The sequence below is a fragment of the Undibacterium sp. Di26W genome (assembly GCF_049340265.1).
Classification (GTDB): domain Bacteria; phylum Pseudomonadota; class Gammaproteobacteria; order Burkholderiales; family Burkholderiaceae_D; genus Undibacterium.
In genome coordinates, this window is sequence record NZ_JBMPOR010000014.1 from 107,284 (window position 1) to 119,274 (window position 11,991).

The 11,991-nt window shown below is 49.4% G+C and carries 7 protein-coding genes and 1 pseudogene; 4 read left to right on the forward strand and 4 right to left on the reverse strand.

Annotation, left to right across the window (positions count from 1 at the left end; genetic code table 11):
* The first annotated feature begins 157 nt into the window (after nt 1-157).
* From ACO0LM_RS17035 to ACO0LM_RS17045, 3 genes are all read left to right on the forward strand, one after another.
* On the forward strand, nt 158-2,131 hold the full coding sequence (locus tag ACO0LM_RS17035) for a peptidase U32 family protein (protein WP_423038440.1): 1,974 nt from the start codon (nt 158-160) through the stop codon (nt 2,129-2,131).
* 216 nt (nt 2,132-2,347) lie between these two features.
* Entirely contained in the window at nt 2,348-4,081 is a 1,734-nt protein-coding gene (locus tag ACO0LM_RS17040) for an ATP-binding protein (RefSeq protein WP_423038441.1), read from the forward strand.
* Between the two features lie 38 nt (nt 4,082-4,119).
* Nucleotides 4,120-4,995: a DNA adenine methylase gene (locus tag ACO0LM_RS17045; protein ID WP_423038475.1), complete on the forward strand. Its 876-nt coding sequence runs from the start codon at nt 4,120-4,122 to the stop codon at nt 4,993-4,995.
* Between the two features lie 225 nt (nt 4,996-5,220).
* Here the strand turns inward: ACO0LM_RS17045 and ACO0LM_RS17050 are convergent, their stop codons facing one another.
* The 3 genes from ACO0LM_RS17050 to ACO0LM_RS17060 all read right to left on the reverse strand — a co-directional run bounded on the left by ACO0LM_RS17050 (nt 5,221) and on the right by ACO0LM_RS17060 (nt 9,308).
* Nucleotides 5,221-6,378, reverse strand: a complete 1,158-nt coding sequence (locus tag ACO0LM_RS17050; RefSeq protein WP_423038442.1) for an MFS transporter — start codon at nt 6,376-6,378, stop codon at nt 5,221-5,223.
* Between the two features lie 346 nt (nt 6,379-6,724).
* Nucleotides 6,725-7,156 carry an Ig-like domain-containing protein gene (locus ACO0LM_RS17055; protein WP_423038443.1) on the reverse strand — a complete coding sequence of 144 codons (432 nt, stop codon included), beginning with the start codon at nt 7,154-7,156 and terminating at the stop codon, nt 6,725-6,727.
* A 139-nt stretch (nt 7,157-7,295) separates the two neighbouring features.
* Nucleotides 7,296-9,308 (reverse strand): alkyl/aryl-sulfatase, encoded by a 2,013-nt coding sequence (locus tag ACO0LM_RS17060; protein WP_423038444.1) that lies wholly within the window; start codon nt 9,306-9,308, stop codon nt 7,296-7,298.
* A gap of 294 nt (nt 9,309-9,602) precedes the next feature.
* Between ACO0LM_RS17060 and ACO0LM_RS17065 the strand changes: the two are divergent.
* Nucleotides 9,603-9,683, forward strand: a pseudogene (locus tag ACO0LM_RS17065) (hypothetical protein); the annotation flags it as partial.
* A gap of 47 nt (nt 9,684-9,730) precedes the next feature.
* On the opposite strand, the gene ACO0LM_RS17070 reads toward ACO0LM_RS17065, so the two are convergent.
* Nucleotides 9,731-11,986, reverse strand: coding sequence for a molybdopterin cofactor-binding domain-containing protein (locus ACO0LM_RS17070; protein WP_423038445.1), 2,256 nt, complete (start codon nt 11,984-11,986; stop codon nt 9,731-9,733).
* Nucleotides 11,987-11,991: the final 5 nt, after the last annotated feature.

The window sequence follows — 11,991 nt, forward strand, 5'->3', positions numbered from 1 at the left end:
AGCTACGGCAAATGTTGCCTGAAACTTACTATCCGTAAATGAATCGGCCAGACTTTCATCAAATGGCATCGTTTTATGTCTTGATAGCGAATACAAATAAGACATAAGCCCTTGATTTCGTTATAATTTCGGCCTTCCCATGTCACCGGTGTACACCATGACCTTGCTTGCCAACCAGACTGAACTTTTATCGCCTGCCAAAACTGTAGAAATTGGCCGTGAAGCGATCTTGCATGGCGCAGATGCCGTGTATATCGGCGGTCCTTCGTTTGGCGCACGTCACAATGCCAGTAATGAAGTCAGCGAGATTGCTGCCCTGGTGGCATTTGCACACCGCTACCATGCGCGCATCTTCGTGACTATGAACACCATCCTACATGATTCAGAACTGGAACCGGCACGCAAGCAGATACATCAACTGTACGATGCCGGCGTCGATGCCCTGATCGTGCAAGACATGGGCATTTTGGAACTGGATATCCCGCCCATCCAGCTGCATGCCAGTACCCAGTGCGATATCCGTGGTGTGGAAAAAGCCAAATTTCTTGGCGATGTCGGTTTTTCGCAATTGGTGCTGGCGCGTGAACTGACGATCAAACAGATACAGGCCATCAAGGCAGAAGTCGCCACACCGCTGGAATATTTTGTCCACGGTGCACTGTGCGTGGCCTTCTCTGGCCAATGCTATATCTCGCATGCTGACAATGGCCGCAGCGCTAACCGTGGCGATTGCTCGCAAGCCTGTCGCCTGCCTTATACATTGAGCGATGGTGAGGGCCGGGTAGTCGCCTATGAAAAACATCTGCTGTCAATGAAAGACAATGACCAGAGCCGCAATCTTGAAGCCTTGCTCGATGCCGGTGTACAGTCATTGAAGATAGAAGGCCGCTACAAGGACATGGGCTATGTCAAAAATATCACCGCCCATTACCGCTTGCTGCTGGATGAAATTTTAGAGCGCAGGCCAGAATTTAGCCGTGCTTCCAGTGGCCATAGCCAGGTGGCATTTACACCCAATGTGGATAAGAACTTTCATCGTGGCCATACCGATTATTTTGCCAATGGCCGCCTTGAAGACATAGGCGCTTTCGATTCACCCAAATATGTCGGCCTGCACCTCGGTTATGTGACCCGCCTGGCAGCCAATTTCTTTGAGATTGAAGCCAATGAACCCATGTCGAATGGCGATGGCCTCAACTACATGGTCAAACGCGACGTCGCTGGCATACAAGCCAACACCGTAGAGCGCGTAGGCGCATCAGACAACGGTGAAATCTGGCGCGTCTTCCCGAATGAAAAAATGGCTGAGCTGACAGGTCTTAAAGTAGGCACCCTGGTCAACCGCAACCGTGACCATCGCTGGGAACATGCGCTGACCAAAAAATCCGCCGAGCGCCGCATCCCGGTCTGGCTGACTCTCAGCGAACAGGCAGACGGCCTGCGTCTGAAGATCACGGATGAAGACGGCGTAACATCTGCGGTCAGCACCCAACTGGCGCTGGAACCAGCGCAAAATCGCGACAAGGCAGAAGCAGGCCTGCGCGACAACCTCGCCAAGCTCGGCAACACCATGTTTGAAGCCGTCCAGGTCAACCTTGATTTGCAGCAGCCATGGTTCGTGCCATCTTCCGTCATCAACGCCCTGCGCCGCGATGCCGTTGCCGCGCACGAGCTAGCCCGCCTGGCCGCATGGCGGCGTCCGCAACGTACGCCAGCAGTCGAGCCACCAGTGGCGTATCCGGAAACCACACTCAGCTACCTCGCCAATGTGTACAACCACAAGGCCCGCAGCTTTTATGAAAGACACGCCGTACAACTGATCGCCGCCGCCTACGAATCCCACGAAGAAGCGGGCGAAGTATCGCTGATGATCACCAAGCACTGCCTGCGCTTTTCCTTCAACCTCTGCCCCAAACAAGCCAAGGGAGTGCAAGGCGTGCAAGGCCAGGTAAAAGCCGAACCCATGACCCTGGTCACAGGCGAAGAAAAATACACGCTGAAATTCGACTGCAAGCCCTGCGAAATGCACATCATAGGCGCGATGAAAAAACATATCCTGCAGGCACCGCCGCCATCATCGGTACCGTATAGCCCGGTGACCTTTCATAAGACCAGACCGCTGATGAGCTAAGCACGATTAACTTTTCTGACTATGTAGTCGGAACATAGATAAATGGTATTTGATACTAGTTATACAAAAAATTTCGACAGCATAAAGTCTTTGAATTTGATTTCTGTAAGAGAAATACTTGACTCGCTTTACCCGATAGACTTATCCTGCAAGTGGCGGGGATGTTTATTTTGCAATTTTATTTGAGCAAAACTTGAATATTGAGACATAGTCAAAATGGGTAAAAATAATATGGCTGAGTCAATTGAGTCTCATGAACCAAGTCGAATTCAAATTACTTCTGTTAAATTTTCCGAGATACCCTTTAGAAGGCTCGGTAATATAATAATTAACATTGCTCCTCGCTTTACGTTGATTGCTGGTCGCAATGGAGTTGGGAAATCCACTTTATTGGGTCTTATTGCCAACGCTTCTGGAATCACTCGAGGTAAAAATTTAACCTATTTTGGACGGCTGCCCCAAGGTAATATTCACGAGATAATTCAACTTTCGATGGATAAGGATTTCGTTGAGTCCGAAACAGAAAAACCAAATGTTTACTTGTCTTACAACGTAAATAGCAAGGAAATATTAAAAAAATGCAATATTACCCTTCGTAAAGGATTTGGTTTAAGAGTGGTTCCAAGGAACGAACCAAAGGAACCTGTATCTGTTGGAAATATTACTATTAAAGCTGACGGCAAAATACCTTTGCCGACTATCTATTTAGGCATGATTCGTATGATGCCAATTGGTGAAGTGGAGCCGGGGACACTTGAAAGCAATAGTTATACTATTGCAAGCCATAGTGATGCTGTCTTCATAGAGGAATTTACAAATAGGATAATCTCTACAGGTGTTTCTTCAGCTTTAAAACAGCAACCGAACATTACATACCAAGCAGTTAAAGACACAAAGAAGAGGTCGTTGCATCCCCCTTATAAGGGCTATGACAGTAAAGCCGTATCGTTAGGGCAAGATTCGCTAAGTTCCATCGCGACTGCTTTGGCTTCATTTCAAAAAATCAAAGAAACGATGGGCACGGAATATCCAGGTGGCTTGCTCGTTATTGACGAGATTGATGCAGGTTTTCACCCTCAGGCTCAAAAGAAATTATTTCAAGAGTTAAAAAGTGAAGCACGAAGACTGCGCTTGCAAATAATTGCAACAACACATTCGCTAACGATGTTATCCGAAGCCCACCAAGAAATCGCAAAAATCCCCGCCAATAACGTGCAGCAGGATTCTATTGTTTATCTGCAAGGTGGTAATCCTGTACAGCTAATGGATGCATCGAACTTTGAAGCAATTCATGACGATATGTTTTTGAATTTAAAGAATAAACGAATTCAAAATACCATAAAGGTGTACGTTGAGGATGCTGAAGCTGCACTTTTTTTAAAAAGAATTATTTCAAGAAAGCATAGTAAATTAATTGAAGAGGAGACCGGTAAGAAAATTGAAGTACTGACATGTCACCTCGGGTGTACAAATTTAATGGCACTTCATAAAGCAGACAATTATTTTAAAACGGTCATTGTCATCGTAGATGGGGATACTTCTGCACGAGGAATTCCAAAGGTCAAAAACATTATTCGCCTGCCTACTGATTCGCGAATTCATGTCAAGCAAGCACCAGAGCCAATAATTGAAGCAATGAGTAAACTCCTTGTCGACAGTGACGATGAGTATCCTGAAACACGTAAGTTATTAAAAAAAGCTGGGTATTCAACAGACTATATTCAATCACATATTTTGGATCTTCAAGGAGATGAATCAACACCGTCTAAGAGTGTTGCGGATGATCGAGAACATGCAAAAAATTGGTTTAATCGAAGGCTTACTCAAATTCAGGAATTAAAGTTGATTGAAGGTTGGGTGGTTGACAATGAAGAGGCTGTAAATGTATTTATTGCTAAAGTAATTGAGGCAGTTGAATTCGTTAAGAATGAAACGAACTTACAAAGCTAGGCTAGTCATCGTTAGAAGTCGTTATTTAATTGTTTATCATGTATTCAAATAGACTGTATTCACCATTACGTTATCCAGGAGGCAAATCGGCATTTGCACCTTTTGTAGCCAACTTAATGGAAAAAAATGATCTGGTTGGCGGGCATTACCTAGAGCCTTATGCCGGCGGTGCCGCTGTTGCCTTGGAACTGCTTTTCCACGGTATAGCTAAGCATGTGCATATCAATGACTACGATTCTGCAATTTATGATTTTTGGATTAGTGTCACGCAGCATCCAGAGCCTTTTTTGAAGCTCTTACGCGATACCCCTGTCACAATGGAACAGTGGTTTTACTGGCGTGATGTATTGAGGGAAGAGCTAGACGTCGGTCAGGTTGAAAGAGGTTTTGCCACCTTATTTTTAAATAGAACTAATCGATCAGGTATTCTGAAAGCGGGTGTCATAGGTGGGAAATCGCAGTCGGGCGATTACAAGTTGGACGCGAGATTTAACAAAAAAGTGTTATCTAGTCGAATCGAAAAAATCGCGTTGAACACTAGTGGTATTTCTGTCTATTGTGAAGATGCATTGTCTCTTTTGACGCGTTGTTCTGCATTTTTACCGGCACAATCATTAATCTATTTAGATCCTCCATATTTCATCAAAGGACAAGGGTTATACCGAAATTTTTATGAAAAAAGAGACCATGAAAATATTGCGAAATTACTGCAGAGTCGAAAATTTGCTCGGAATTGGCTCGTCTCTTATGATAATGTAGACGAGATTAAAGAAATGTATATTGTTGCTCATTCGTTGCACTATGGCCTTAACTATACCGCGCAAACACGCTATGTTGGTTCGGAGGTTATGTTTATTAGTCGTGGTTTGCAAATGCCTGAAGATGGTTTGCCGAAGACAGCTTTAGTAGCTTAGCAAGTAAATTTCCACTAACAGATACACTGGTAGCTTTGGTTACAATTTTTGATCTTTGGTGCCCAGAAACTGCAGGCAACAAGATGACCAAATTGATCTGAGAGCGAAAATTCATATTGATAGCTGGTGAAATCATTTGAGACTGCAGCGTCGTAAGGAAAATACGATGTATGCATGAGCATAGTACCTGATACGGTTACAGTTTCTGTGACACATCTTGAATTTTCACGAAGTTATGACTACCTTGTTCGCCCGTTGCCATACCCAACCGGTGTACAGATGTATAGCCACAGCCAGGCATCCATTGATGATCAACGCGGTGCGAACGCCTGTGAGATGCACCGATATGCCGGTGAGCAGGCTGCCTGCGGACAGGCCGCCGCGCATGGCCAGCATGTAGAGGCTGACTGTCTGGCCGCGCAGTTGTGGACTGGCGCTGGCCTGTAACAGCGAATTGGCTGCGGTGTTACTGGCTGTCATGCATAGTCCGGCAAAGACCAGCAAGACAGGCAGGCCCCAATTCCACGTATTCAATCCGGCGAGCTCCAGCGTTAAACCATACAGCGCGGCCAGTTTTGAACTAAAGCTGCGCAAATCAATATGTCTGCTTATCAAGAGCAAGCTGAATGCGCCCAACATGCCACCAACGCCAAATGAAGCCATGCCTATACTGAAATGGCTGGCATCGCCATGCAACGATTCTTTGACCAGAACCGGCGTGAAGGTGATCAGGGGGCTACATAAAAAACTGGTGGTCAGTACCGTGATCAGGGCACCGCGTAAATTGGGGTCTGCGACGATATCGCGTGCACCGGAAAACAGACCCTGGCTATTTGTCGCAGCACCGGCATCTGCCGTAGCTTTTCCGCGTGGAAGTATCCACAAGGCTACTGCAATGAATGGAAGATACGATACGGCACTGCTGGCAAAGCATCCGGCTGCACCCATGCTCACCAGCAGGACGCCTGCGATAGATGGACCCAAAATGCGCGACAGGTTGAACTGTATCGAATTCAGTGCCAGTCCCTGAGCGATTTGTGAACGTTCGACCAGACTCGGTACAATGGACTGGAAGGATGGCATGGACAGCGCATCCGTCACGCCCACCACCAGCGACAGGCAGATGATGATCCAGGGATGCACCATGCCAGTGAGCAGCAACACGACCAGCAGGGTCGGGCACAGCATCTGTATCGACTGGAAGATGCTGGTGATGCGACGCCGGTCTGCACGATCAGCCAGTACACCACCAAACAGGGTCAGAAAAAATGCCGGAGCACCCAGTGCAAAAGCATCCAACCCTATCATGAATGAGGAAGCGCCAAGACTTAGCAAGAGCCATGGCTGTGCTACCTGTTGCGCCCACGTACCTATATTGGACAATAAACTGGCAAACAGAAAGTACCAAAGCGCCGCGTTTTTAACAGGGCAAAGGATGCCGAAAAATGAGTTGCTTCTGAGTGCGTTGTTTCCATGTCTTCATAACTAAGGGTACTCCTGCTGCCTCAACAGGATAGCGCTATGCTATCGCAGAAGACATGGTTAGGGGTGCGGTCGTTACATTCTGAAATTTGACGTGTTATTTATTTGGTCTAGTTATCTCAAAATTACGCTCGACACATCTCCTGGTCATTAACCCGCATGATCTTTGGCGATACAATATTGATTTTCAACTGCCTAAATTTCGGTAACTAATATAAATGCAATTGCAAAAAGGGGATAATCAGACCTACGAATTTTCGTTTTTAGGTTCATTGCCAAGTACTGAAGTTGACCACATAATGCGGATTTTTTTTCCTTCTGCATCTACAATAAGTTGCATCTCATCCCTACCAAGATAACCATCGTTAGGAATATATTTGAAGCTACCATCGGGAAGTTGCTCAATTTTCCCGTGTTTGGGTAATTTCTCTACTCTGATTACTTTGCAGTTTGGTATCTGTAATTTAAATCTCTCTTCACGAAACCAACCCATAGAGCGCAGCTCGTCGCAAGCTTCCGTCGCAGGATTCCACTTAATGCTTTTTTCCATTGAATCTAGGAGAACGTAACCTCCAGTCCATAAAGTTTTTTTAACTTTGCTACTTTCTTTGACACTTGCAACTATTTCTGATCTTTGGAATTGCTGAATTGGATCATATTGCATGTCGACTAAGATCATTTTTTCTCTCCTTGGATTCGGAAATTTAACACACAGAGGTACGATTCTCCCTGCATAGTTGCGAGTACGTTGTACTTTGGAATAACAATATCCTCCCAAAAGCTACTTGAGAGATAGCTTTCAAGTTAGGTGAAAGATTTTACTTCGTCACAATCGCAAACGTCCCCGGCGCCTTGTCTATCAGCCCGAAGAAGCGCACCAGATCTATCTTGCTGCCGTCGACTTTCAAATCATCGCTGAACAGCGTGTCTTTGACACCTGCTGTGCCTGCCATCATCTTGATGAAGATGGGTTTGGTCAGGGTCAGGGTGGCATTCGCGTCTTTGGCCGGTTCGGTCTTCTTGTGATGCAGGACGGCGTTTTCTATCCATAGTACATAAGACTCTTTGGTGTCGGTCAGCACCAGGTTGACTTTGAAGTCTTTGCCTTCGGCATCCGGGCCATTCAGGCCGGCGGCCATGGCATCCAGGAAGCGTTCTATCGGGGTGTGGGCCAGCATGTCTATCATGGCGGCGCGGTTCACGCCTTTGGCGGGTGGGCCATTGCGCAATTCATTGGCTGCAGTCAGGTAGCTGTTGCGCCAGGTGGATGCTTCGGCCATGTAGCCCATTTGTTCGTAGGTACGGGCCAGCAATTCCTTGGCGGTCTTGTTATTGCTATCGGCGAAAACGATATGGTTCAGCAGTTCTGCCGCCCAGCGATAGTCGCCCTTGTCGAAGGCGGTTTGGGCTGCTGCAGTGGCTTTGTCTGCACCGCCTGCCAGTTCAACATAGTGCTTGGCCGATTCTTGTGGTGGCAGGCGGTTCAGGTTGGCCGGGTTGCCGTCATACGCGCCGATATAAAACTGATACACGGCCTTGACGTTATGGCGCAGGTCGCCATAGTAGCCGCGTGCACCGAAATAGCTTTCCAGTGATTTGGGCAGTTTGATCTTGTCGGCGATTTCATAGGGGGTGTAACCGGCATTGATCAGGCGCACGGTCTGGTCATGCGTGTATTGATAAACGTCGCGTTGCTTGGTGATGAATTCTGCAATGCGTGCCTTGCCCCAGACTGGCCAGTTGTGCTGGCCAAAATACACATCGGCATCGGCACTTTGGGCCAGCGCCTGTTCCAAGTAAGACCCCCAGCGCTGCGCATCGCGGGCTTTGGCACCACGCACGGGTAAAAGATTGTGCATGGTCTGCGCCAGGATTTCTGCGCCGGCATAGGCCTTTTTATCGGGGATGCTGAAGGTCAGTTCTGCTGGTGCTTCTGCACCGGGCACGTTATGAAAAACGAAGTTGACGCCATCCAGTGTCAGTTCCTGCGTTGCTTTGGTGATGAGCTGATTCGGCTCCAGTACACCGACACTGCCATAGGCGACGCTCTTGCCCAGGCCCGTATCGACCAGACCTTTGGCTGATCGTTCCAGGTCTTTGCCGAACTGATAGCCAGAACGTCTGGCCATGGCGGTGCCAACCAGGATGTTTTCGCTGGTGGCTTCTTCCATGAAACCATCGGGGGCGACGACGGGTATTTTCTTGCTATTCACTTCTTCCGGCGAGATGACACCGAGTGCACCACCAAAATGGTCAGCATGGCTATGGGTGAAGACGATGGCGACGACAGGCTTGTCGCCCAGATGCTTGCGGGCAAAGGCGATGGCGCTGGCGGCGCTTTCTTTGGAAGTCAGCGGGTCCACGATGATCCAGCCGGTCTTGCCTTCGATAATGCTCATGTTGGCGATGTCAAAGCCGCGCAATTGATAAATGCCATCAGTCACTTTGAACAGGCCAATTTGCGCATTCAGTTTGGCATGGCGCCAAAGGCTGGGGTTGACGGTTGCCGGCGCAGGTCCTTCTATAAATTTCCAGGCGTCGAAGTCGATCAGCACTTCACCTGTGGGGCCAAGGATTTTTCCTTCGGGCCTGGCGATCAGACCGCGTTTAGCATCTTCAAAATCTTGCGGGTCGTCCAGCGCCAGGGTCTTGCCCATGTCGGCATTGGCTTTTTGCGTGGCTTCGCTGGCTTCACTGTTACTGTGGATGGCGGCTTTTTGTCCGCATGCTGTCAGTATCAGACTGCTGGTCAGTAGGGTGAGCAGGATGAGCAGGGTGAGCATTAGGGCAACAGGGGATATTCTTTTTGCAGAATCTGGCGCGAGCGACATGAGCAGTCTCCGATGATGTATTTTGAAGAAGAGTGTAGGACCAGCAGGTTTGCGTGTCCAATGCATTCTTAAACCAAAATCCATGCATTACCTGCATGGGAGTGATACAAAACCCAATGCTGATGGTAAGTCATGTTTGAGCTCGGGTAACTCTTGTAGCTCGCTTAGCTTACACAGCTTGTCCGCATTTTTGAGGAAGTACGGTAATGGCGTTGAAACGGCTCAGGTATGTGCTGGTCTGCCGGGCGATTTTTTTGTTTGTGCAGCTGCCTCGTGCATTGATCGCAATCAGCCCTGAGCCATAGCATACAGGCCGCAGAGGCTGAATTGCAGGTGCAACTGTTCGATTGTGGCACGACAGAGTTCGTCCTGACAGCGGTAGGCAGGAATTGCTGTTCAGGGGCCTTGCCGGTCTGCCGGATTCAACTCCAGCTCAGGTCGGTATGCAACAGAGGTAACTGGCGCACACGTTTGCCGGTTGCCGCAAAAATCGCATTGCAGACCGCCGGTGCCAAAGGTGGAAAGGCAGGCTCACCCAGGCCGGTCACCGGGAAATCGGTTTTCAGGAAGTGCACATCCACCCTGGTCTTACTATCCTTGATACGCATCAGTGGGTATTCGTGGAAATTGCTCTGCACGATACGGCCTTTTTGTATATCCAGTTCCGGATACATCAGGGTGCTGATGCCATCCAGTACGGATCCCTGCACCTGGTGTTCTGCACCACTGAGGTTGACAATCTGCGCGCCGATATCCGTAACCACCACCACGCGGTCCACCGTCAAATCGCCTTGCTTGCTGACCGTGACTTCCGCTACTTCAGCAATATAACCACGGTGGCTGAAGTGGAAGGCAATGCCCTGGCCCTGTCCACGTGGGAATTTCTTTTTACCCCAGCCTGATTTGTCGGCAACTTCCTGCAAGACTTTTTTCATGCGGCCTACGTGATACGCCTGGCCGCGTTCACCAGTGCCGGGCACGATGTCCTTGTCGCCCAGTATCTCAAGGCGGAATTCAAGCGGGTCACGCCCCGCCGCGTGCGCCAGTTCATCGATAAAGCTGTGGAACACCCAGGCAAATACATTGCTGCCCGGCGCGCGCCAGGGCCCCATGGGGATATTGCATTCGATGGGGGTTTGTTCCAGCAGGCAGTTTTCCAGCCAGCGACCGGGGAATTCATCACCCGACAAACCGGCACCACTGCCTGTTTGCAACATGGCTTTGCCGTCACGCATTTGCTTATTGGCAAAGGTGACGAAATGATTGTGCCAGGCGATCAGCTTGCCTTTGCTGTCAACACCACCACGCAAATAATGAAAACCACCGGCACGGAAATGGTCATGTTGCATATCATCTTCGCGTGACCAGGTCAGTTTGACCGGTACCTTGGCCTGCTTGGCGATGGCGGCTGCCTCGACCACAAAATCAGAACTCAGGCGGCGGCCAAAACCGCCACCGCTGCGGGTGATATGCAGCTTGATGCTGGCCTTGGGGATGTTGAGGGTCTCTGCCACCAGGTTTTGTCCGGCTTCCGGGTTTTGTGTCGGTGCCCAGATTTCCATGCTGCCGTCTCTGGCGTTATAGGCTGCCGTGCAATTTTGTGGTTCCATGCTGGCATGCGAAATAAACGGGTAGCTATATGCAGCCTCTACCGTTTTCGCCGATTTGCTCAATGCCTGAGCGACATCGCCATCCTTGCGCAAGACATTGCTGCCAGGCTTGCCCGACAGTTCTTTTGCCTGGGCTGCAAAGCCAGCCCAGCTTTCCGTTGCTGCTTTACCTTCGTCCCAGGTAATGTTCAACTGCTTGCGGGCGCTGAAGGCAGCCCAGGTGGTTTCTGCCAGGATGGCAACGCCAGGCACGAGGCCGCGGATATTCTCTGTGCCCTCGACAATGAAGGCATCTTTCACACCAGGCAAAGTCTTGATGGCATCCAGATTGGCGGTGACGATCTTACCACCAAATACCGGGCATTTTTCATACACGGCATACAGCATGCCGGGTAGTTTGACATCAATACCAAACAGGGGTTTGCCAGTCACGATGGCCAGGTTGTCCACGCCACCTATACGTGTGCCCAGTAATTTGAAGGTGGCCGGGTCTTTCAGTTTGACGTTTTTTGCATCCGGTACTGGCAAGCTGGCCGCTTTGCTTGCCAGTGCGGCATACGTCAGCTTGCGTTTGCTGGCGGTATGATGCACGGCACTGTCTGCAGCATGGCATTCATCAGTATTCACGCCCCAGGTCTGGGCGGCAGCAGTGATTAGCATGGTGCGGGCAGTGGCACCAAGACGATGAAATTCATTGTAATTGGTGGGCGTGGATGTCGAGCCACCAGCCCCCTGGCTACCATAGGCGGGGTTAAGGTCACCCTGGACGATGCGTACATCTTTCCAGTTGACTTCCAGTTCTTCGGCAATCACCATCGGTAATGAAGTTTTGATACCCTGACCAATTTCCGGCTGTTTTGATACCAGCGTGATCGTGCCATCAGCACCTATGCGTATCAGTGCATGCGGCGTGAAATCGCCGGCAGCCGGTGCGGCATCTGCTTTACTGACCTGGGCAATCGCCTCACCGGCCTGGCCAGTCAGGTAAGCCAGCACCAGTCCACCACCGCCGACGGCGGAATTGCGTAAGAAAGCGCGGCGTGAAGCTTGTTGAATAGTCTTGGTCATCGCGG